The 20,384-nt window shown below is 71.4% G+C and carries 22 protein-coding genes; 13 read left to right on the top strand and 9 right to left on the bottom strand.

Annotation, left to right across the window (positions count from 1 at the left end):
- Positions 1-105: 105 nt before the first annotated feature.
- The gene (locus tag OG407_RS13810) at positions 106-909 is read right to left on the bottom strand and encodes a lysozyme (RefSeq protein ID WP_405868394.1); all 804 of its coding nucleotides are present in this window, start codon (positions 907-909) and stop codon (positions 106-108) included.
- Between the two features lie 196 nt (positions 910-1,105).
- Here OG407_RS13810 and OG407_RS13805 point away from each other — a divergent pair, with 196 nt between their 5' ends.
- The 3 genes from OG407_RS13805 (at position 1,106) to OG407_RS13795 (ending at position 5,445) form a co-directional block, all read left to right on the top strand.
- Positions 1,106-1,849, top strand: coding sequence for a class II aldolase/adducin family protein (locus OG407_RS13805; protein WP_405858038.1), 744 nt, complete (start codon positions 1,106-1,108; stop codon positions 1,847-1,849).
- Positions 1,850-2,664: 815 nt separating this feature from the next.
- Positions 2,665-3,792 carry an alpha/beta hydrolase family protein gene (locus OG407_RS13800; RefSeq protein WP_405858036.1) on the top strand — a complete coding sequence of 376 codons (1,128 nt, stop codon included), beginning with the start codon at positions 2,665-2,667 and terminating at the stop codon, positions 3,790-3,792.
- A gap of 243 nt (positions 3,793-4,035) precedes the next feature.
- Entirely contained in the window at positions 4,036-5,445 is a 1,410-nt protein-coding gene (locus OG407_RS13795; protein WP_390158436.1) for a hypothetical protein, read from the top strand.
- Between the two features lie 6 nt (positions 5,446-5,451).
- Here OG407_RS13795 and OG407_RS13790 read toward each other — a convergent pair whose 3' ends face one another.
- Both OG407_RS13790 and OG407_RS13785 read right to left on the bottom strand, forming a co-directional pair.
- Positions 5,452-5,895 carry a VOC family protein gene (locus OG407_RS13790; protein WP_405858034.1) on the bottom strand — a complete coding sequence of 148 codons (444 nt, stop codon included), beginning with the start codon at positions 5,893-5,895 and terminating at the stop codon, positions 5,452-5,454.
- A 143-nt stretch (positions 5,896-6,038) separates the two neighbouring features.
- Complete coding sequence (locus OG407_RS13785) at positions 6,039-6,929, bottom strand: neutral zinc metallopeptidase (RefSeq protein WP_405858032.1); 891 nt, start codon at positions 6,927-6,929, stop codon at positions 6,039-6,041.
- 344 nt (positions 6,930-7,273) lie between these two features.
- On the opposite strand from OG407_RS13785, the gene OG407_RS13780 reads away from it, so the two are divergent.
- The 3 genes from OG407_RS13780 to OG407_RS13770 all read left to right on the top strand — a co-directional run bounded on the left by OG407_RS13780 (position 7,274) and on the right by OG407_RS13770 (position 10,389).
- Positions 7,274-8,872, top strand: coding sequence for an ABC-F family ATP-binding cassette domain-containing protein (locus OG407_RS13780; RefSeq protein ID WP_328684157.1), 1,599 nt, complete (start codon positions 7,274-7,276; stop codon positions 8,870-8,872).
- Positions 8,873-9,240: 368 nt separating this feature from the next.
- Positions 9,241-9,459 (top strand): helix-turn-helix domain-containing protein, encoded by a 219-nt coding sequence (locus OG407_RS13775; protein ID WP_019060653.1) that lies wholly within the window; start codon positions 9,241-9,243, stop codon positions 9,457-9,459.
- A 117-nt stretch (positions 9,460-9,576) separates the two neighbouring features.
- A complete protein-coding gene (locus OG407_RS13770) occupies positions 9,577-10,389 on the top strand; it encodes an enoyl-CoA hydratase/isomerase family protein (protein ID WP_405858030.1) in 813 nt (270 codons plus the stop codon).
- 21 nt (positions 10,390-10,410) lie between these two features.
- Here the strand turns inward: OG407_RS13770 and OG407_RS13765 are convergent, their stop codons facing one another.
- Positions 10,411-11,193, bottom strand: coding sequence for a nucleopolyhedrovirus P10 family protein (locus OG407_RS13765; RefSeq protein ID WP_405858028.1), 783 nt, complete (start codon positions 11,191-11,193; stop codon positions 10,411-10,413).
- 87 nt (positions 11,194-11,280) lie between these two features.
- Here OG407_RS13765 and OG407_RS13760 point away from each other — a divergent pair, with 87 nt between their 5' ends.
- The 5 genes from OG407_RS13760 to amaP are packed head-to-tail and all read left to right on the top strand — an operon-like array spanning position 11,281 to position 13,648.
- Complete coding sequence (locus OG407_RS13760; protein ID WP_033286381.1) at positions 11,281-11,766, top strand: Asp23/Gls24 family envelope stress response protein; 486 nt, start codon at positions 11,281-11,283, stop codon at positions 11,764-11,766.
- A gap of 55 nt (positions 11,767-11,821) precedes the next feature.
- Entirely contained in the window at positions 11,822-12,007 is a 186-nt protein-coding gene (locus OG407_RS13755; RefSeq protein ID WP_019060657.1) for a hypothetical protein, read from the top strand.
- Positions 12,004-12,390 (top strand): Asp23/Gls24 family envelope stress response protein, encoded by a 387-nt coding sequence (locus OG407_RS13750; RefSeq protein WP_403601626.1) that lies wholly within the window; start codon positions 12,004-12,006, stop codon positions 12,388-12,390. The genes OG407_RS13755 and OG407_RS13750 overlap by 4 nt, the downstream gene beginning before the upstream one ends.
- Positions 12,387-13,064, top strand: coding sequence for a DUF6286 domain-containing protein (locus OG407_RS13745; RefSeq protein WP_405858026.1), 678 nt, complete (start codon positions 12,387-12,389; stop codon positions 13,062-13,064). The genes OG407_RS13750 and OG407_RS13745 overlap by 4 nt, the downstream gene beginning before the upstream one ends.
- Entirely contained in the window at positions 13,061-13,648 is a 588-nt protein-coding gene (gene amaP / locus OG407_RS13740) for an alkaline shock response membrane anchor protein AmaP (RefSeq protein WP_405858024.1), read from the top strand. The genes OG407_RS13745 and amaP overlap by 4 nt, the downstream gene beginning before the upstream one ends.
- 68 nt (positions 13,649-13,716) lie before the next feature.
- Here the strand turns inward: amaP and OG407_RS13735 are convergent, their stop codons facing one another.
- The 5 genes from OG407_RS13735 to OG407_RS13715 all read right to left on the bottom strand — a co-directional run bounded on the left by OG407_RS13735 (position 13,717) and on the right by OG407_RS13715 (position 18,527).
- A complete protein-coding gene (locus tag OG407_RS13735; protein WP_405858022.1) occupies positions 13,717-14,472 on the bottom strand; it encodes an SDR family oxidoreductase in 756 nt (251 codons plus the stop codon).
- A 5-nt stretch (positions 14,473-14,477) separates the two neighbouring features.
- Positions 14,478-16,265 (bottom strand): glycoside hydrolase family 15 protein, encoded by a 1,788-nt coding sequence (locus OG407_RS13730; RefSeq protein WP_405858020.1) that lies wholly within the window; start codon positions 16,263-16,265, stop codon positions 14,478-14,480.
- Positions 16,266-16,336: 71 nt separating this feature from the next.
- Positions 16,337-17,131 (bottom strand): SURF1 family protein, encoded by a 795-nt coding sequence (locus tag OG407_RS13725; RefSeq protein WP_405858018.1) that lies wholly within the window; start codon positions 17,129-17,131, stop codon positions 16,337-16,339.
- 85 nt (positions 17,132-17,216) lie between these two features.
- On the bottom strand, positions 17,217-17,450 hold the full coding sequence (locus tag OG407_RS13720; protein ID WP_033286388.1) for a hypothetical protein: 234 nt from the start codon (positions 17,448-17,450) through the stop codon (positions 17,217-17,219).
- Positions 17,451-17,543: 93 nt separating this feature from the next.
- Positions 17,544-18,527 carry a DEDDh family exonuclease gene (locus OG407_RS13715; RefSeq protein WP_366494352.1) on the bottom strand — a complete coding sequence of 328 codons (984 nt, stop codon included), beginning with the start codon at positions 18,525-18,527 and terminating at the stop codon, positions 17,544-17,546.
- Positions 18,528-18,699: 172 nt separating this feature from the next.
- Between OG407_RS13715 and OG407_RS13710 the strand changes: the two genes are divergently transcribed.
- Both OG407_RS13710 and OG407_RS13705 read left to right on the top strand, forming a co-directional pair.
- Positions 18,700-19,497, top strand: coding sequence for an acetoacetate decarboxylase family protein (locus OG407_RS13710; RefSeq protein WP_405858016.1), 798 nt, complete (start codon positions 18,700-18,702; stop codon positions 19,495-19,497).
- Positions 19,497-20,381: an SDR family NAD(P)-dependent oxidoreductase gene (locus OG407_RS13705; protein ID WP_405858014.1), complete on the top strand. Its 885-nt coding sequence runs from the start codon at positions 19,497-19,499 to the stop codon at positions 20,379-20,381. The genes OG407_RS13710 and OG407_RS13705 overlap by 1 nt, the downstream gene beginning before the upstream one ends.
- Positions 20,382-20,384 lie beyond the last annotated feature (3 nt).

The raw sequence follows: 20,384 nt of genomic DNA, 5'->3' as shown, positions 1-20,384 counted from the left end.
CAGGCAATCGTTCGAGGTCATCGGCGCGTTGACCGTAGGCAATCTGGATGAACGGAAGATGAACTGAGGGGGTCCCTGCGGTGGCCGGATTGCCTAGTAAATCGCTTAGTAGCCCCGGGCGAACTTCCTCAGTTGGCTCACCGTCCCGTTGAAGAGATTCTGGTCACCCGGCAGGCTCCCGCTGTTGTCGTACTGCCAGAAGGTCCAGTACGACCATCCGGCGGGCAGCGGGCCGGCGTCCGCCGCGTTGTGGCGGGCGATCCACAGCGCGTGTGTCGAGGCCAGGGAGCTGTTGTTGCCCGTGCAGGTCTTCCACCACAGGGTGGTCGTGTAGATCACCGGGCGGCGGCCGGTCTCCCGGTTCACCTCGGCGCTGAAGGCCTTGATCCAGTTGACCATCGCGGTCTTGCTCAGGCCGTAGCAGCCGTGCTTCTTGTCGTACGGGTTGTATTCGATGTCCAGCGCGGGCGGCAGCGTCCAGCCGTCCGCCTTCCAGTCGCCGCCGTGCGCCACGAAGTACGCGGCCTGGCTCGCGCCCGACGACCTGTCCGGCAGGGCGAAGTGGTACGCGCCGCGGATGATGCCGGCCTTGCGGGCGCCGTCGTACTGCTGATCGAAGTACGGGTTGCGGTAGGTGGTCGACTCGGTCGCCTTGACGTAGACGAACGTGGCGCCCTTCGCCTTCGCGCTCGGCCAGTCGACGTTCTTCTGGTGCGAGGAGACGTCGTGGCCCTTCGGTGAACTCGCGGCGATGTCTGCGGCGACGGCCGGGAGTTCGGCGAGCGTGAGGGTGGTCGCGCCGACGGTGAGCGCGGCGACGGCGGCCGCGGCGAGGCGGGCGCGGGGGTTGGCGCGGAGGCGGATGCGGGTGCGGACGCGGGTCAGGGACGGTGTGCGGTCGCGGGCCATGTTTCCCCCGGGGATGGCGGCGTGCACGGCGGATCCCCCAGAGGTTGTCGGGCGATCCGTCGATGCCGGTCGGTCTCCAGCCGGGCGACTGGAGTGGGCGGTTCACGCCCATATGTCATCTTTCGGACGTGCGGCTTCCGGCCTAAAGTGCCTTCGCCCGAACGTGCGTTGGAGCACCGGCTGACAGGATCGCGACATGGCTGAGCAACGGCGGGACCAGCGGGACCAGCGGGGCGCCCGGGAGAGTGCGGGAGCTGCGGGGGAGACGCGGAGGCGCAGTGTGCTCCCCGAGGAGGCGCACGCCTGGGGCGCGCTTGTCGCGACCGCGCGCCGGACGGTCGCCGACGGCCTGGTCGTCGGCACCTCCGGAAACGTTTCGGTCCGCGTCGGCGACACCGTCCTGGTCACACCGTCGGGCGTCCCCTACGACCGCCTCGCGCCCGCCGACACGGTCGGCGTCGACCTCGACGGCCGGCAGGTCCTCGGCACCCTGCTCCCGACCAGCGAACTGCCCATGCACCTCGCCGTCTACCGCAGCACCGACGCCCACGCCGTCGTCCACACCCACGCCGTCCACGCGACGGCCGTCTCGACCCTCGTCCCCGAACTCCCCTCCGTCCACTACATGTCCGGCGCCCTCGGCGGCCCGGTCCGGGTCGCCCCGTACGCGACCTACGGCACGGAGGAACTGGCCGAGAACATGCTCCACGCCCTGACGGACCGTTCGGCCTGCCTCCTCCAGAACCACGGCACGATCGCCTACGGCAACTCCCTTGACCAGGCCTTCGACCGCACGGCCCAGTTGGAGTGGATGTGCCGGTTGTGGCTCACGGCGTCGTCGGTGCCGGGGCTGTCGCCGACGTTGCTGACGGGGGAACAGGTCGCTGAGGCGGGGGAGCGGTTGCGGGGGTATGGGCAGCGGGGGCGCGCGGCGGGGTGAGGGGGCGCACCGCTGGGTGAGGGGGCGCGGGCGGTGGATGCGAGGGAGAGGGGATGGGCGGTGGTGAGGGGGCGGGGTCGGCTGGGTTGAGGGTGGCGGGGGTGAAGGGGTGAGGGCGGTGGACGCAAGGGAGAGGGTATGGGCGGCGGTGACGGGGCGGGGTCGGCCGGGGTGACGGGATGAAGGGATCGGATGGCGGGGGGTGAGCGCGGCGAGGGCCAAGGGGCGCTGTCGGCGGCTCGCTTCCTTCGGGGCCTTTCGCGGCGTGCTTCCGGCGAGGACCCCTCCGGCGGCGCCGAACTGCCTCGTATCACCCGCACAACTCACCCGCACAACTCACCCGCGCAGCTCACCCGCACGGCGTCGCGCCACCGGCACGCCTCGCGTCATCTCCGTGCCACCGGCCTGCCTCGCATCCCCCATGTCCCGCGCAACCGGCCTACCTGGCGTCACCCTCGTGCCTCGTTCCGCCAACCCGCCGCGCATCACCCCTAGGGTCCCGCGCGACCGGCGCAGTCCCCCCACCCTCACCCGCGTCGCCACTCAAGCAGCGCCAGCTACCACCGGCACCGTGTCTTCCGCGATCACCGGGACGTCCCGGTCCCTGAATACCGGCGCCTGCCCCCCGAGCGGCGCCCACCGTCGCTGCTCCATCTCTGTCGCCCTCTGTCGCCGCCACCGAGACATCCCAGCCCCACCCCCGGCAGCCCCGCCCCACCGACACCGCCCCTCACCGCCACCGAAACACCCCGCCCCGACAATCCCCCCGCCCCCTCCGGCTGGCCGCCAACCGCCTCCCCCGGGACACTGGACCCGTGCGCACAGTCAAAGCGGCGGCCGCGGCCGTCTCCGTGGCCCTCGCGGCCGGTGTCGCCGGTGTCGCCGTCGGCCGGTTCGCCAGCGACGCCGCGCTGAAGGCGCCGCCCGGGCGTCCCCTGCCGAACGAACCCCGGCTCACGGTGCACTCCACCGCCGCCGGGCAGATCACGCTCACCCGGGACCTGGCATCCCTGCGCCCCGGCACCTACGGCCTCGCCGGCGACGGCTCCCACGCGGTCGTCGGGCCCGTCGTCGAGACCGCGTCGGCCTCCGCCGACGCCGTCGTACGCCGCCTCGAACGCGTCACCCACGGCACCCTGCGCCCCGGCGACAAGGTGTGGCTCACCCCGAACGTCCACGTCGGCAACCCGAGCACCGCCCTCGGCCTGGACCACGCCGACATCGACATCCCCGGCGAACTCGGCTCCCTGCCCGCGTGGTTCGTGCCCGGAGCGCGCAGCACCTGGGTGATCGCGGTGCACGGACTCGCCGCGACCCGCGAACTCTCCCTGAACGTCATGGAGTTCCTGCACCGCAACAGCTTCCCGGTGCTCGCCCTCGCCTACCGCGGCGACTTGGGCGCACCGCGTAACCCCGACGGCCTGGGCCACCTCGGCGAGACCGAGTGGCGCGACCTGGACGCGGCGATCCGCTACGCCGTGCGGTACGGCGCCGAGCACGTCGTCCTGTACGGCTGGTCCACCGGCGCCACCATGGCCCTGCGCGCCGCCGCCCACTCCGCGATGCGCGACCGCGTCTCCGGCCTGGTGCTGGACTCGCCGGTGCTCGACTGGGAGACCACGCTGCGCGCCCTCGCCACCGCCCGGCACACCCCGGGCGCGCTGCTGCCGCTGGCGGTCCGCGCCGCCCAGGGCCGCACCGGTCTGCACGGCGACCGCATCGCCGAGGCCGCCGACCCGGCCCGGCTCCGGGTCCCGACCCTGATCTTCCACGGCCCGGACGACACGGTGGCCCCCTGGACCCTCTCCCGCCGCTTCGCCGCCCACCGCCCCGACCTGATCACCCTCCAGCCGGTCGACCACGCCCCGCACAGCGCGATGTGGAACGCCGACCCGGCCGGATACGAGGAAATCCTGCGCCGCTTTCTGACCCCGCTGATGTGAGCGGATGGGGGCTGCCGTGTTTCGCGCACCCTGATGTGATCCGTCGGGCCCGTACCGGCCGCCCTTCCTTCACCACCCCCGACTCCCACCCTCGCCACACCCCGCCGACCTTCCGTTTAGCCCTGTACCACTGGCCTGATCCCGGTCCCCAGCCGCCCGCGGGACCCCGTGCCTTGGCCCTCCCCGTCGCCCGCCGTGACATTCCGTTTGGGTTTTCGGACCGTCAACCGGAAGACTGCACCCGTGACGTCCCGTATCCCGCGCGACTCCAGGCTTCGACTCGTCCGCCCGCGACCCCTGGCCGCCGCCCCCCGAGCGATGAACCAGCGGCGCTCGCGCCGCCCCGCACCCCGCCCTCCGGAGGGCACACCGGCCCCCGCGGAACTGGCCAGAATGGCTCGCTCCGGCCTGGCCGGAGCCGCCCGCGTCGCCCACTGGGCCGACGCCGCACTACGCCCCGGCCGTGACAGCGCGAGCCCCGACGGCAAAGGCACCCTCTCCGACGCGACCGCCGAACTCGCGGCCGAGGATCTGGGCCTGACCCCGGCTCAGGTCCGCGCCGACTGGGACACCGCCCGCCTCGCCGGCCTCGTCGAGGTGCACGGCGACGAGGCCCGCCCCGGCTGGCGGCTGCGCGCCTGGGACCGCGACGACAGCGCCGTACTGCGAGGCTGGGTCGCCCTCTTCGACGCCTGGTCGCTCGCCCACCCGGAACCCCGGGAGCACGAGCCCTCAGCCGTCGCCGAGGTCGTCTCGGCCATGCCTCAGGTGCTCTCCTTCCTCCAGCTGTCCGCCGGCCCCGTCCCCGTCGAGCAACTCCTCGACCTCCTCGGCCAACGGGTCACCGAACTGCGCACCGAGCGCTGCGAGATTCCCTACGGCCCCCAGCCCGAACCCGTCCAGCAGCCGCCGGCCGCCGACACCCCCGACACTCCCCTCGACCCCCTCCTCGACTGGGCCCTGCACGCCCTCGCCTCCGTCGGCGCCCTCACCTACGGCGACGCCCAGGCCACCCTCACCCCGCTCGGCAGCTGGGCGGTCTGGGTCAAGCTGGAGCAGATCTGCGTGGCCGCGCAGAGCCCCGCCGGGAACATCGAGCAGTCCGCCGAGGACATGCTCCGCGGCTGCTCCCAGCTCCGCCCGAACGCCGCCCGCGCCGAGTACCGCGCCTGGCTCGCCGCCCGCACCGTGGGCACCGCCGTCGGCCAGCTGATCGACGCCGCCCGCGGTGAGGACGCCCTGCTGCGCGGCCTCGCCTTCGAGGCGCTGCGCGTCGTCGGCGCCCCGGCCGAGCCCGATGTCCGCGCCGTCGCCGACGAGGCGACCCTTCGGCCGTACGCCCTGCTGTGGCTCGCCGAGCACGACGGGATCGACCCGGAGGACGCCCACGAGGTCCTCACCCGCGAAGAGGCCACCTGGTTGTGGGTCGACAGCGCCGCCGCCGTCGCCGACCACGGGGAGGCCCCGCTGCTGGTGCGCCACCTGGAGTCCGCGATCCAGCCGACCGTCCCGATGCTCCTCGACGAGGTGCGCGCCGTAGGCCATCCCCGCACCGTGCAGGTCCTGGTCGCACTCGCCGCGGCCCACCCCGACCCGGCGCTCGCCAAGGCCGTACGCCGGGCGGCCTTCCAGGTGCACACGGGGGGAAGCTAGGCGCGGTCAGGCCCCTGTCTTCGGTATCTCCGGCAACTCCGGAGCGTACGTACCGAAGCTCCAGATGTTGCCCTCGGCGTCCCGGGCCATGTAGTCCCGCGAGCCGTACTCCTGGTCCGTCGGGGGCATCAGGATCTCCGCGCCGTGCTCCACGGCCCGCCGGTGATGGGCGTCGACGTCGGCCACGACGATGTACACCCCGGCGGGACCCGCGCTCTTCATCGCCTCGTCGAAACGGCCGCCGCGGCCCTTGGAGCCGAGCATCACCGCGCCGTTGCCCTGCACCAGTTCCGCGTGCATCACCGAGCCGTCCTCGCCCTCGTACACGGCCAGCTCGGTGAAGCCGAAGGCCTCCGTGAGCTGCCGGATCGCCGCCTTCGCGTCCGCGTACAGCAGGGACGGGTAGATGGACGGGTGGATGCCGGGACGCCCGCTGTCCTCGCCTGCCATGCCGATCACTTCCTTGTGCGTCTGGGGTTCTCAGCCGTTCTTGGTCGTTGTCGGGTTCCTCAGCGTTTCCGCTGCTTCGATCGCTTTCGACGAGTCTTGCACCCGCCACTGACAACGCCCCGCGAGAACGCCCCGCGAGGCTGTCAGCGGAAGGTGTTGCACTGCGCCATGTCCCCGGTCCGGTAGCCCGTGTAGAACCACTGCTGCCGCTGCGCCGCCGACCCGTGCGTCCAGCTCTCCGGCGTCACCCGGCCCTGGAACCGCTCCTGGATCCGGTCGTCGCCCACGGCCGCCGCCGCGTCCAGGCCGTCCCGGATGTCGGCGTCCGTGAGGCTGGTGATCAACGGCCGCCCGGTCGACTCGTCCTTCGTGGTGGTCGCGTGGTGCGCCCAGACCCCGGCGTAGCAGTCGGCCTGCAGTTCCACCTTCACCGCGTTGCTGTTCGCGCCGGTCCGCCCGTCCTGCGACCGGCCGAGCGTGCCCATCAGGTCCTGCACGTGGTGTCCGTACTCGTGCGCCACGACATAGGCCTGCGCGAACGGCCCGCCGCTGGAGCCGAACTTCGTCCGCAGCTCGTCGAAGAACCCCAGGTCCAGATAGACCTTCCGGTCGCCGGGGCAGTAGAACGGCCCCACCGCCGAGGTCGCCGTCCCGCACGCGGTGGCGACCTGCCCGCTGAAGAAGACCGTGGGCGACCGCGTGTACGTACCGCTGCGCCGCCGGAACTCCTGCGTCCAGAAGTCCTGCACGCTGTTGACCACGGCCACGATGCGGCAGTCCTCCTTGGTGTTCGCGTCCTGCCCGGTACGGCAGGACGACTGCACCTGGGCCAGCGAGGACGCGGTCGCCGCCGGTGAGTCGCTGCCCGACGACAACCCCAGGTTGTCGGGACCGACACCGAAGAAGAGCCCGAGCAGCAGCGCGATCAGCCCCGCGAGGCCACCGCCCACGGTCGCCCGGCCACCGGGAATTCGGCTGCCGCGCACGTCCTGCACCTCGGAGGTGTCCAGATTCGCGTCGTCGTCGAACTGCATGGCGTCATCCTCGCGCGCCGTTCCCTCCAAGGCGCCGGACGAGGGCCGAACGGGGGACACGCGTCCAGCCCCGCCCACCGAGCCCGCACGCACGCGCGTGCCGTACGTCACGCGCGTGAGGTGCTCATCTCCCGGCACCGGCCCCGACCGCGCAGCTCATCGCAGTGGACGCCCTGTACCGGATCACCCGGGCCGCCCGCTCCGGGGCGATGACCCACCGCGCACAGGAAAAGCGCTTGCACGGCCCCGTTAGACTTGGCCCATGGCCATTCTCCTCGCGCATTAGACGGCGGGAACGTCCTCAGCCGCCCCTTCCGCCTACGACCCCGCTCTGGAGTCTGACCGTGATCTCCGCCTCCGGTATCGAGCTGCGCGCCGGTGCCCGCGTCCTCATCGAGTCCGCCACCTTCCGTGTCGCCAAGGGCGACCGCATCGGTCTGGTCGGGCGCAACGGCGCCGGCAAGACCACCCTGACCAAGGTCCTGGCCGGCGAGGGCCAGCCCGCCGGCGGCACCGTCACCCGCTCCGGCGAGGTCGGCTACCTCCCGCAGGACCCCCGCACCGGCGACCTGGACGTGCTCGCCAGCGACCGCGTCCTCTCCGCGCGCGGCCTGGACACCCTGATCCGCAAGATGCGCGAGAACGAACAGCGCATCGCCAACGGCAGCGGCGCCACCCGCGAGAAGGCCATGCGCCAGTACGAGCGCCAGGAGACGGAGTTCCTCACCAAGGGCGGCTACTCCGCCGAGGCCGAGGCCGCCACCATCGCCGCCGCGCTGAACCTCCCGGACCGTGTCCTCGGCCAGCCGCTCCATACGCTCTCCGGCGGTCAGCGCCGCCGTATCGAGCTGGCCCGCATCCTGTTCTCCGACGCGGACACGCTCCTGCTCGACGAGCCCACGAACCACCTCGACGCCGACTCGATCGTCTGGCTGCGCGACTACCTGAAGACGTACCGCGGCGGCTTCATCGTGATCTCCCACGACACCGACCTCGTCGAGACCGTCGTCAACAAGGTGTTCTATCTGGACGCCAACCGCTCCCAGATCGACTACTACAACATGGGCTGGAAGCTCTACCAGCAGCAGCGCGAGGCCGACGAGAAGCGCCGCAAGCGCGAGCGGCAGAACGCCGAGAAGAAGGCCGCCGCCCTGCACTCGCAGGCCGACAAGATGCGCGCCAAGGCCACCAAGACGGTCGCCGCGCAGAACATGGCCAAGCGCGCCGACCGACTGCTCGCGGGGCTCGACGCGGTGCGTGTCTCCGACAAGGTCGCCAAGCTGCGCTTCCCGGAGCCCTCGCCCTGCGGCAAGACCCCGCTCATGGCGGAGGGCCTGTCGAAGTCGTACGGCTCCCTGGAGATCTTCACCGACGTCGACCTGGCCATCGACAAGGGTTCGCGCGTCGTCATCCTCGGCCTGAACGGCGCCGGCAAGACGACCCTCCTGAAGCTCCTCGGCGGCGCCGAGAAGCCGGACACCGGCGAGGTCATCGAGGGCCACGGCCTCAAGCTCGGCTACTACGCGCAGGAGCACGAGACCCTCGACCCGGAGCGCACGGTCCTGGAGAACATGCGCTCCGCCGCCCCCGACCTGGACCTGGTCGAGGTCCGCAAGACGCTCGGCTCGTTCCTGTTCTCCGGAGACGACGTCGACAAGCCCGCCGGTGTTCTCTCCGGAGGAGAGAAGACCCGGCTCGCGCTCGCCACCCTGGTGGTGTCGTCCGCGAACGTCCTCCTCCTGGATGAGCCGACGAACAACCTGGACCCCGCCAGCCGCGAGGAGATCCTCGGCGCACTGCGCACCTACAAGGGCGCCGTCGTTCTCGTCACCCACGACGAGGGCGCCGTGGAAGCTCTCCAGCCGGAGCGCATCATCCTGCTGCCGGACGGCGTCGAGGACCTGTGGGGCGCGGACTACGCGGATCTCGTCGCGCTCGCCTGACAGCCGGCCGCCCGACGGCCAGTGCCGGTTGACCGAATGCTTGATCCACGGCGTATGGATCATTCGGCCTACCGGTGATCCACCATCTGTGTGAGATCTCCTCGTACCGAGGTGTGTCGTACACCGATTTCCCGGCCGAGTCCTTTATCGACAAGGGCTCGGCCGTCCCGCGTCTCTGACCAGGTACTTTGCGGAACAACTCGTTCGGCCGTACGGACAAGATCCTCAGGAATTCCACATTCCACTTGTGGGGACGTGCTCCTGTCGTCAAAACCTTGTCTTACGGACCTTGCCGAATGGGTGGCCATGAACGCTTGGAGGGGTGATCATGAGGAGACCAAGAGCGCACTTCCCATGAGGAGGCACGGGTGGCCGAGACTCTGAAGAAGGGCAGCCGGGTAACCGGCGCCGCGCGCGACAAGCTCGCGGCAGACCTGAAGAAGAAGTACGACTCCGGTGCGAGCATCCGAGCGCTGGCCGAGGAAACCGGCCGCTCGTATGGCTTCGTCCACCGGATGCTCAGTGAGTCGGGCGTCACGCTTCGTGGGCGTGGCGGGGCGACCCGGGGCAAGAAGGCTTCGGCCTGACCCCGGGTGGCTCATCGGCTTCGATGGTGGCCACCCGGTCGGACGACTGACCGACCGGGTGGTTACTGTGCAGTCACTTAGCTCTGCTCTGCTGACCGCACACATCGGAGGCGCCCCATGGCTTCGCCCGAACAGGACGACAAGGACCTCGGTCCCGTACTCGACAAGGACGGCGTACGGCTCACCGTCGACGACGCGATCGCCACGGTGACGCTGACCAACCCGGCCAAGCGCAACGCTCAAAGTCCTGCTCTCTGGCGGGCGTTGGCGGAGGCCGGGCGGTTGCTGCCGGGCTCCGTCCGTGTCGTGGTGCTGCGTGCCGAGGGCAAGTCCTTCTCGGCCGGACTCGACCGCCAGGCGTTCACGCCCGAGGGCTTCGACGGCGAACCGTCGTTCATCGACCTCGCGCACAGCGACGACGCCACGCTCGACGGGACCATCGCCGAGTACCAGGCGGGCTTCACCTGGTGGCGACGCAGCGACATCGTGTCCATCGCCGCCGTCCAGGGGCATGCCATCGGGGCCGGGTTCCAGCTCGCCCTCGCCTGTGACCTGCGCGTCGTCGCCGACGATGTGCAGTTCGCCATGCGCGAGACCAGCCTCGGACTGGTGCCCGACCTGACCGGCACGCATCCCCTGGTGGGCCTCGTCGGCTACGCCCGCGCGCTGGAGATCTGCGCGACCGGGCGCTCCGTCCTGGCCGAGGAAGCCGTCAGCACCGGCCTCGCGAACATCGCCGTACCCGCCGACCAGGTGGAGGACGCCGTACGCGACCTGGCGACCGCACTGCTGGCCGCCCCGCGCGACGCCCTCATCGAGACCAAGGCGCTGCTCCAGGGCGTCCAGGGCCGCGCCTACGACGACCAGCGCGCCGCCGAGCGCGCCGCACAGGCCCGGCGCCTGCGAGACCTGGCCGGCGTCGGCGAATAAGGCCGTCAGCCCACCTTGCCGTCAGCCCACCTTGGTGACCAGTACGGCCACGGTCGGGTGATCCGGCAGCACCTCGCCGACCCCCGCGCGGACCTCCCGGGCCACATCCAGGGCCCGGTGGTCCGCGCGCACCGCGAGCTCCACGCGCGCGTGGCGACGAGGCAGCGCCCCTTCGCCGGCGACCTCCTGGATGTGCACCGCCCGGCCGAGCCCGCCCAGCGCACCGGTCAGCCGGGCCACTCCCGGGACGGCGAGTGCGGCGGCGGCGACCAGGGACTCGTCGTCGCCGTCAACACGGTCAACATCGTCCACACGATCAATGTCATCAACATGGTCAATGTCGGCAGCGGGATCGCGATCCGCATCGTCCACACGGTCGACATCGTCCATGCCGTCAACGTCGTCCATATGGTCCAGCAGGACCGTCACCTGTAGATCAACCTCGTCCACCACCAGGCCGAGCCGCTCCGCAGCGGCCGTGGCCAGGGCCGTACGCAGCCGGGACGCCGAGGCCGGCAGCGGCTCGGTCGCCACGGCGGCGAAGTCGGCCGTGATCCGCAGCGGCCCGGGCGGCAGCGCACCCGGCGGGGGCGGTACGGCGGGCTCGTGCGCGTCCGCCGGATCGGCGAGCGCGATCCGCAGCGCGCCCAGCCGCACACCCCGCACCTGCTCCGCCGCGCCCCGCAGTACGCCCTCGGCCGCCCGCTCGGCGATCCACGCGCCGTCCCGCCGATCCCCCAGGGGCAGCAGCCTGCCGAGCCGCAGTTGATCCCGTACTGCTCGCGTCCACGCGTCCGCCGTCATTCCTCCAGCCTGCCGCATGTCCAGCGCGAGACCGAGCAACCGCACTTACGGTGGTCGAAGGACGACGACCGAAAGGGATGTACGGCGATGACCGACATGACGGAGCGGAACCGGACACAGGACCCCGACGGCGAGCGGGAGTCCGTACAGACCCGCAAACCCCCCACCAAACGCGGCGGCGGCGACCCCGCGTCCCGGGGGCGGACCACCATCGCCGACGGCGTCGTGGAGAAGATCGCCGGGCTGGCCGCCCGGGACGTCCTGGGCGTCCATGCCATGGGCAGCGGCCTGTCCCGCACCTTCGGGGCCGTGCGCGACCGGGTGCCCGGCGGTACGAAGTCGGTGTCCCGGGGCGTGAAGGCCGAGGTCGGCGAGGTGCAGACCGCGCTCGACCTGGAGATCGTCGTCGACTACGGGGTGTCGATCGCGGACGTGGCCCGCGCCGTACGGGAGAACGTCATCGCGGCCGTGGAACGGATGACCGGACTCGAAGTCGTCGAGGTCAACATCGCGGTCAGCGACGTGAAACTGCCGGACGAAGAGGACGACGAACCGGAGCCCAGGCTCCAGTGACCGAGCCGGCGAACGAGTCAACGAGCGGGCCGACGAACGAGTTGAGGAGCGCAGGATGAGCAGGGCCGTGGTCGGCATGATCGCCGGAATGGCACTGGGCTTCGCCGGATACTTCGGCGGGTTCGGGGCGTTCCTGCTGGTGGCGGCCCTGGGCGCCATCGGGTTCGTCGTCGGCCGGTTCCTGGAGGGGGACCTGGAACTCGGCGACTTCTTCCGCTCGCGTGACGACCGGCGGCGATGACGCCCGTGAGCGGCCGGGACGGCGCTGTCGACGAGCGCGGCAGGCCCCTGGCGGTCGTCGCACCCGGTGAGCGGGGCGCCACCCGGATCGCCGACCGGGTCGTGGCGAAGATCGCCGCGCAGGCCGCGCGCGAGGCGCTCGGACCGCTGCACCCGGACGCCGCGTCGCCGCATGCCACCGTCGTCGTACACCACGAAACGGTACGCGTGCGCGTGCACCTCGAACTCGACTATCCCTGCGACATCGGCGCCCGCTGTTTTCAGGTGCGTCGACAGGTGGTTCAGCGGGTACGCGCGTTGGTGGGCATGGACGTGCCCGAGGTCGCCGTCCAAGTGGAACGGCTCCATCCGGCACATGGCGCGGCACAGGGGAGGACGCGATGAGCGAGCCCCAGGGCTCCGACGGCACGACCCAACGACTACCGGTCATCGAGAAGGAGACCGATCCCGGACCCGGCGGGTACACCGCCGCGTCCGACTACGATCCCGTTCCCGTCGTCCATGACGGGGACGGCAAGGGCGGCCGCTTCTGGTCGGCGCGCCGCGTCCCCGCGGGTATCGTCGCCGTCCTGCTGCTCGCCGGCGCGGGCGCCCTGCTCTACGACGTCACCGCCGTGCGCGCGGAGCGGCCCGCCGCGCACTGGCGCCGGGAACTGGCCCGGCAACTCGCCCAACGGCCCCTGGACGACACCTGGGTGCTCGTCGGCGCCGGCATCGCCGCCGCCCTCGGCCTGTGGCTGATCGTGCTCGCGGTGACACCCGGCCTGCGCCAGGTGCTGCCGATGCGCCGCACCCACGCCGACGTCCGGGCGGGCCTGCAACGCGCCGCCGCCGCGATGGTGCTGCGCGACCGGGCCATGGAGGTCTCGGGCGTGCAGTCGGTACGCGTGCGCACGAGCCGGACCAAGGCCGACGTCCGCGCGGTGTCGCATTTCCGTGAACTCGACGACGTACGGGCCGACTTGGACGCCGTGCTCGGCGACGCGATCACCGGGCTCGGACTCGCCCGGCCGCCCGCCCTGTCGGTGCACGTCGGCCGTTCCGGACGGAAGGGATGAGGCCGGTGCTCAGGATCGTCAACCGTGCGGTGATCGGTGTCGTGGGCCTCGTACTGCTCGTGCTCGGCGGTTCGGTACTGGCCGTCGGCCTCGGCGTGAAGCCGCCCTCCTGGTGGATCTACGACGGGCGCCACGACGTCCTGCTGAGCGACGCCCGGCGGACCCGCTGGCGGGGCGACGGCTGGTGGTGGCCGACGGTCCTCGCCGTGCTCGCCGTCCTCGTCCTGCTGGCCCTGTGGTGGCTCGTCGCGGTGCTACGGCGCCGTCGGCTCACCGAGGTCGCCGTCAGCACCGGCGACGGCGAGGGCGCGCTCCTGCGGGGCCGGGCCCTGGAAGGCGTCCTCGCCGCCGACGCGGGCGCCCTGGACGGCGTTGCCCACGCGCACGTGCGGCTCGCCGGCACCCGCACCGCACCCGAGGCCCGCGTCCAGCTCAGCCTGGAACCGCACGTGGACCCCGGAGTCGCCCTCGACCACCTGACGGCCAACGCCCTTGCCCACGCCCGCGATTCGGCCGGCCTGGAGATGCTGCCGACAGAGGTCCGCCTGACGGGCGTCAAGCACCGCGCGGAGCGGGTGAGTTGACAGGTTGATTGATGGGTTGAGCGCAGGTTGATTGAGGGGTTGAGCGGGATGATTGAGTTGATGGGTCGTCAGAACCCGTGCCGCATCCCACCGTCAACAGGGACCATGATCCCCGTCAGGTAGGACGCGGCCGGCGACAGCAAGAACGCCGCCACCCGCCCGAACTCGTCCGAGGTCCCGTACCGCCGTAGCGGAATCCGCGACTCGTTGGCCGCACGCGTGGCCACCGGGTCCGCGGAGAGGCCGTCCAGCTCGCGCACGCGGTCCGTGTCGATGCGGGCCGGCAGGAGCCCCACGACACGGATGCCGCGCGGGCCCAGCTCGTCCGCGAGGGACTTGGCGAAACCGGCGAGACCGGGCCGCAGCGCGTTCGAGATCGTCAGCCCCGGGATCGGCTCGTGCACCGACCCGGAGAGCACGAACCCGATGACCCCGCCCGCCCCCAACTCCTCGGCCGCCGCGCGGGCGAGCCGTACCGCGCCCAGGAACACCGACTCGAACGACGACTGCCACTGCTCGTCGGTGGTGTCGGCGACGAACCCGGGCGGCGGCCCGCCGACGCTCACGAGGATGCCGTCGAAGCCCCCGAAGTGCTCGCGCGCGGCGGCGATCAGCCGGGCCGGTGCCTCCGCGTCGGCGTTGTCGACGGCCACGCCGACCGCGTTCGGCCCCAGCTCGGCCGCCGCGTCGGCGGCCCGCTTCTCGTCGCGCCCGGTGACGACCACCTTCGCGCCGTCGGCCACCAGCTCGCGCGCGGCGGCGTTGCCCAGCCCGCGAGTGGCTCCGGTGACGACGTACACCCGGTCCTTCAGTCCAAGATCCATGGCCCCTATCCTGCCTCCTCGTCCCCGAACAGGGTGAGGGCGGTGTTCACCAGGCCGATGTGGCTGAACGCCTGCGGGAAGTTGCCCAGCTGACGGCCGGCCACCGGGTCGTACTCCTCCGCGAGCAGCCCCACGTCGTTCGCGAGGCCCACCAGGCGCTCGAACAGCACCCGGGCCTCCTTCCTGCGGCCCGTCATCTGCAGCGCGTCCACGAGCCAGAAGGAGCACGCCAGGAAGGCGCCCTCGTCGCCGGGCAGCCCGTCCACCGGGGTGTCGGCGGCGGTGTCGTAGCGGCGGACGAAGCCGTCGTGGCCCAGGGCCTCGCGGACCGCGTCGACCGTGCCGACGACCCGGGGATCGTCGGGCGGCAGGAAGCCGAAGCGGGGGATGAGCAGCAGGGCGGCGTCGAGTTCCTGCGAGCCGTAGTACTGCGTGAACGTGTTGCGTTCCGGGTCGTAGCCCTTCTCGCACACGTCCCGGTGCACCGCGTCGCGCAGTTCGCGCCAGCCCTCCAGGTCGCCGGGCAGGTCTGCGTACTCCTCCAGGGTGCGGACGGCGCGGTCGGCGGCCACCCACACCATGACCTTGGAGTGCACGAAGTGCCGGCGTCCGCCGCGCACCTCCCACAGGCCCTCGTCCGGCTGCTGCCACTGCGCGCGCAGCCACTCCAGGAGGACGGCCTGGAGCGACCACATGTGCGGCTTGGGGGACAGTCCCGCGCGGCGGGCCAGCCACAGGGAGTCCAGCACCTCTCCGTAGACGTCGAGTTGGAGCTGGTTGACGGCACCGTTGCCGATCCGGACGGGGGCCGAACCGGCGAAGCCGGAGAGGTGCGGCAGTTCGAACTCGGGGAGCCGTCGCTCGCCCGCCACGCCGTACATGATCTGCAGGTCCGCGGGATCGCCGGCGACCGCGCGGAGCAGCCAGTCGCGCCAGGCCTCGGCCTCCCTGTGGTAGCCCGCGGCGATCAGGGCGCCCAGGGTGAGGCTCGAATCGCGCAGCCAGCAGTAGCGGTAGTCCCAGTTGCGGACGCCGCCCATCTCCTCGGGCAGCGAGGTGGTGGCCGCGGCGACGATGCCACCGGTCGGGCGGTAGGTGAGGGCCTTGAGGGTGATCAGGGACCGTACGACCGCGTCCCTGTAGGGGCCGTCGTAGCGGCAGCGGGCCACCCAGCGCCTCCAGTCCGCGACGCTGGTGTGCAGCGACTTGTACGGGTCGACGAGCGGCGGACGGGGCTCGTGCGAGGGATGCCAGGTGAGGACGAAGGCGACCTTCTGGCCGGCCTCGACGGTGAACTCCGAGAGGGTGCTGAAGTCCTCGCCCCAGGTGCGCACCTCGGGCTCGCTGCGCAGCCACACCGAGTCGGGGCCCGCGACGGCCACATGGTGCCCGTCGGACCGGCGCATCCACGGCACGACCGCGCCGTAGTCGAAGCGCAGGCGGAGCCTGCTGTGGACGGTGACCTTGCCGCTGACGCCTTCGACGATGCGTACGACGTCGGGGGCGCGGTGGCGCTGGGGCATCAGGTCGGTGACGCGGATCGTGCCCTCGTCGGTCTCCCACTCCGTGTCCAGGACCAGGGTGTCGGGGCGGTAGGCACGGCGGGTGCAGCGGTCGGCGCCCTTGGGGGCGATGCGCCAGTGGCCGTTGTCCTCGTCGCCGAGCATTCTGGCGAAGCAGGCGGCCGAGTCGAAGCGCGGCAGGCACAGCCAGTCGACCGAGCCGTCCATGCCGACCAGGGCCGCGGTCTGTTCGTCGCCGATGAGGGCGTAGTCCTCGATACGTGGGTGCACGGGGTGCGGGTTCCCTGCCTGTCGGTGAGGCAATCAAGGTTCGGGGCCGGGCGGGTGAAGAGAAGCCCGGGTCACACGGTCGCGGGCTCGGCCTCAGCCGTCTCCTCCACCTTCGCCGCCGCCTCCCGGCGGTCGCGGGCCTCGCGGCGGGCGAGGACCACGTAGCCGACCGGGACGGCCGCCGCGAACAGCCACCACTGGATCATGTACGCGTAGTTCAGCGGGGCGTCTTCCTTGCCCGGGTCGGAGATCTGCTCCGGGGTGTCGCCCTTCGGCTCCGGCGCGGTCTGCTCGACGTAGCCGCCGAGCACCTGGGCGTCGAGCCGCTTCGCCTGTTCCTCGCTGTTGATCAACATGATCTGGCGGTCGGGCAGGCCCTTGATGTCCTTGATGCCGCTCGCCGCGGTCGTCTCGTCGGCCATCAGCCGCCCGGTGATGGTCGTCTTGCCGCTCGGCGGCGCGGGGATCTTCGGGAAGGCCGTCTGCACCCCGGTCGCCGGGATCCACCCACGGTTGATCAACACGACCTTGCCGTCCGTCAACACGAACGGGGTGAGGACGTGGAAGCCGACCTCGTCGTCGTCATTGGTACGCCGCCGGACGACGACTTCTTTAGAAGTCTCGAAGGTGCCCGTCGCGGTGACGGTGCGGTACCTCTCCGTACGGGTGACCGCGTGCCCCGGGGTGCTGATCGTCTCCACGGGGACCGGCTTGGCGCGCAGCGCGTTCGTGACCAACTGGTTCCGGGCGCTGCGCATCTCGTAGCGGTGCATCTGCCAGATGCCCAGCCTGATCATCGTCGGGATCAGGAGAAGGGTGATCAACGCGAGGATCACCCACTGCCGGGACATCAGGAAGCGGTACACCCCACGACCGTACAACTCGGTCGTGGGGCGCATTCAGGGGGGTACCGGAAGGGATACGGGGTCCGGCTCCCGGAAGGCCGGTGGCTCACACCTTGTCGATGATCCCCACCATTCCCTCCGCCCGCGCGCAGTGGCCGCCGCAGAACCAGCGGCCCTCGACCTCCACGCCCTGGCCGATGATCTGCACCCGGCAGTGCTCGCAGATCGGGGCCATGCGGTGGATCGCGCAGGAGAAGCAGTCGAAGACGTGCACCGCGCCCTGCGCGTGCACCTCGAAACTCATGCCGTAGTCATTGCCGCACACTTCACATCTCGCCATGCGCCACAGGGTGGGCCGTCCGCCCGGCACGGGCGAGCGGGCGCGGGGCGAGTCGTACGACAATCACCCGTCCGTACGGTCACCAGGGCATCGTCAGTCCGCCGCCTCGACGTCCCGCAGCAGCTGCCCGAACGCGGCCTCGTCCACCACAGGTGTGCCGAACTGCTTGGCCTTGACCACCTTCGAGGTGCCCGAGTCCGGGTCGTTCGTGACGAGGAGGCTGGTCAGCCGGGACAGGCTCGTCGCGACGTGCAGGCCGGCCTCCACGGCCCGGTCCTCCAGCAGCTCGCGCTCGATGGACGTGTCCCCGGAGAACGCGATCCGCATCCCCTGCTTGAGCGGCCTGCCGTCCTCGAAGCGCCCCGGGTTCGGGTAGGGGCACGCGGGCCGCTTGCGCGCGGGACGCCAACTGCCCGCCCCGAAGCCGCCGTAGCCCCCCGCCTGCTGCCCGATCCGGGGTGCGGGCTGGGCCCACTCGGTCAGCGGCCGGCACTCGTGCAGCGGCAGCCGTACGCCGCCCTGGGCCGCTGCCCGGAGGCTCGGCCGGAAGGCCTCGGCGAGCACGCGCGCGTCGTCCAGCGCGTGGTGCGCGCGCTGCTGTACGACACCGAAGTGCGCTGCCAGGGACTCCAGTTTGTGGTTGGGCAGCGGCAGGCTCAGTTCCTTCGACAGGGCGATGGTGCACAGCCGCTGACGGACCGGGGGCTCGATCTGCACGCGTGCGTACTCCCGCGCGATCATCTGCCAGTCGAAGACCGCGTTGTGCGCGACCAGCACGCGGCCCTCCAGGCGGGTCGCGAACTCCTCGGCGATGTCCTTGAAGAGAGGCGCGCCCTCCAGGACGTCACTCGTCAGACCGTGGATCCACACGGGGCCGGGATCGCGCTCCGGGTTGACCATCGTGTACCAGTGGTCCTCGACCTCGCCGAGCGCGTCCAGACGGTAGACGGCCGCGGAGATTATCCGGTCGTCCCGGGCCAGGCCGGTGGTCTCCACGTCAACTACCGCATACCCCTGGGGATATGCGGCCGGCCACGGAGTGGCTGCGGACACTGTCGGCGAGTGGTCTTCGAGCATGGTCACTGAGGATACGGGCCGCCACTGACAGTCCTGTCCCTCAGGTCGCCTGCCCCGCCCGCCCGTTCGGGTCCGCCGAATGCGCGTGCGCGTGGCTATGGACCTTTTGCCCGCCCGGTGCAAGCGTGCTGCCCGCCTGACGGATGACGGCCTACGAAGGGCGGTACGGCGTATGGCACGCGTACGGTACGGCGCACGGACCGAGGCGGAGATCGCCGCCGCACGCACGGCGAGTTCCAAGCTCCCCGACATCTGGTCCACCGGTGTGGTGGCCGTCTGGGAGAGCGACCCGGACGCGGTCGCGGCGGTCCTGCCGCCGCCCCTCAAGCCCACCGGGCGGCCCCTGGTCCGGGTGAACATCAGCAAGGTGGAGCTGACCGGATACCCCCTGGGCGCGGGCTCGTTCGCGGTCGCCGCCGCGCACGACGGCGTCGAGGGCTGGTACCCCCTGGTGATGCCGATGACCCACGAACGGGCCCTCACCGGCGGCCGTGAGGTCTTCGGGGAGCCCAAGAAACTCGGCGAGGTGACCGTCGAGCGCGTGGGCCTCGTCGTGCACGCGTCCCTCGCCCGGCACGGCATCGCCTTCGTGGAGGTCCGCGGCGCGATCAGTGAGGAACTGCCCCTCCCCGAGCCGACGCAGAAGACTGACTTCTACTTCAAGTTCCTTCCCGCGGTGGACGGTTCGGGCTTCGACGCCGACCCCGTGCTCGTGCACTGCCTGCGCAACGAGAAGGTCCGCCGACTGGAACGCGTCACCGGAGACGTCGTTTTGCGCGAGTCCATGTACGACCCGGTCGCCGACCTCCCGGTCCGCACCCTCGTCGACATCACCATCGGCGAGAAGACCAGCGACCAGCGCGGCAAGGTCGTCGAACGGGTCGACGCGCAGGCTCTGTTGCCGTACATCCACCAGCGCTACGACGACCCGCAGCAGATCCACGACGGGCCGCCCGAGGGGAGTGCCTGATGGAATTGAGGGAGGGTCAGGTCGCCGTCGTCACCGGGGCCGCGAGCGGGATCGGGCTCGCGATGGCACGGCGGTTCGCCGCCGACGGGCTCAAGGTGGTCCTCGCCGACGTCGAGCAGGGAGCCCTCGACAAGGCCGCCGCCGATCTGCGCGCCGACGGTGCCGACGTGCACGCGCGCGTGGTCGACGTCGGTGTACGCCAACAGGTCCTGGATCTCGCCGAGTCGGCCTACGAGACGTACGGCGCCGTCCACGTCCTCTGCAACAACGCCGGGGTCGGCTCGGGCGCCGAGGGCCGGATGTGGGAGCACGAACCGAACGACTGGCAATGGGCGTTCGCCGTCAACGTGTGGGGCGTCTTCCACGGCATCCAGGCGTTCGTGCCGAGGATGATCAAGTCCGGTCAACCCGGTCATGTCGTCAACACGTCCTCCGGGGACGGCGGGATCGCCCCGCTGCCCACCGCCTCCGTGTACGCCGTCACCAAGGCGGCCGTCGTGACGATGACCGAGTCCCTGTACGCCCATTTGAAGGCGGAGCACGCGCGCGTGGGCGCCTCGGTGCTCTTCCCTGGGCCGCACATGCTGCGCACGGGCCTGTGGGAGTCGCACCGCAACCGGCCCGACCGGTACGCGAAGGAGCGCCCCCGTAGGACCCCTTATCGCAGTCTCGACCAGTGGGAGACCGCGATGAGGGAGGCGGGCAAGGAGGTCGCCTTCACGCCCGTCGAGGAGGTCGCCGACCTCGTCGTGGACGGCATCCGCGCGGACCGCTTCTGGCTGTTGCCCGAGAGCGAGCACAGCGACGCCCAGATCCGGGCGAGGGCGGGCTCGATGCTCGACCGCGCGAACCCGTCGTACCTAGAGAGCTTCATCCTGGACTGAGGG

Origin of the sequence: Streptomyces sp. NBC_01515, from assembly GCF_045040345.1 — a bacterium.
GTDB lineage: Bacteria > Actinomycetota > Actinomycetes > Streptomycetales > Streptomycetaceae > Streptomyces.
The sequence above is the reverse complement of the archived record's forward strand: the minus strand, read 5'-3'. Positions and strand labels throughout refer to the sequence as shown.

What these genes read in the sequence shown, in the direction of transcription:
- OG407_RS13710 (WP_405858016.1), top strand. Translation starts at nt 18,700, where the DNA reads ATGGCACGCGTACGGTACGGCGCACGGACCGAGGCGGAGATCGCCGCC.
- OG407_RS13705 (WP_405858014.1), top strand. Translation starts at nt 19,497, where the DNA reads ATGGAATTGAGGGAGGGTCAGGTCGCCGTCGTCACCGGGGCCGCGAGC.
- OG407_RS13750 (WP_403601626.1), top strand. Translation starts at nt 12,004, where the DNA reads ATGACGCCCGTGAGCGGCCGGGACGGCGCTGTCGACGAGCGCGGCAGG.
- OG407_RS13770 (WP_405858030.1), top strand. Translation starts at nt 9,577, where the DNA reads ATGGCTTCGCCCGAACAGGACGACAAGGACCTCGGTCCCGTACTCGAC.
- OG407_RS13735 (WP_405858022.1), bottom strand. Translation starts at nt 14,472, where the DNA reads ATGGATCTTGGACTGAAGGACCGGGTGTACGTCGTCACCGGAGCCACT.
- amaP (WP_405858024.1), top strand. Translation starts at nt 13,061, where the DNA reads ATGAGGCCGGTGCTCAGGATCGTCAACCGTGCGGTGATCGGTGTCGTG.
- OG407_RS13790 (WP_405858034.1), bottom strand. Translation starts at nt 5,895, where the DNA reads ATGGCAGGCGAGGACAGCGGGCGTCCCGGCATCCACCCGTCCATCTAC.
- OG407_RS13760 (WP_033286381.1), top strand. Translation starts at nt 11,281, where the DNA reads ATGACCGACATGACGGAGCGGAACCGGACACAGGACCCCGACGGCGAG.
- OG407_RS13810 (WP_405868394.1), bottom strand. Translation starts at nt 909, where the DNA reads ATGGCCCGCGACCGCACACCGTCCCTGACCCGCGTCCGCACCCGCATC.
- OG407_RS13745 (WP_405858026.1), top strand. Translation starts at nt 12,387, where the DNA reads ATGAGCGAGCCCCAGGGCTCCGACGGCACGACCCAACGACTACCGGTC.
- OG407_RS13805 (WP_405858038.1), top strand. Translation starts at nt 1,106, where the DNA reads ATGGCTGAGCAACGGCGGGACCAGCGGGACCAGCGGGGCGCCCGGGAG.
- OG407_RS13755 (WP_019060657.1), top strand. Translation starts at nt 11,822, where the DNA reads ATGAGCAGGGCCGTGGTCGGCATGATCGCCGGAATGGCACTGGGCTTC.
- OG407_RS13785 (WP_405858032.1), bottom strand. Translation starts at nt 6,929, where the DNA reads ATGCAGTTCGACGACGACGCGAATCTGGACACCTCCGAGGTGCAGGAC.
- OG407_RS13715 (WP_366494352.1), bottom strand. Translation starts at nt 18,527, where the DNA reads ATGCTCGAAGACCACTCGCCGACAGTGTCCGCAGCCACTCCGTGGCCG.
- OG407_RS13765 (WP_405858028.1), bottom strand. Translation starts at nt 11,193, where the DNA reads ATGACGGCGGACGCGTGGACGCGAGCAGTACGGGATCAACTGCGGCTC.
- OG407_RS13720 (WP_033286388.1), bottom strand. Translation starts at nt 17,450, where the DNA reads ATGGCGAGATGTGAAGTGTGCGGCAATGACTACGGCATGAGTTTCGAG.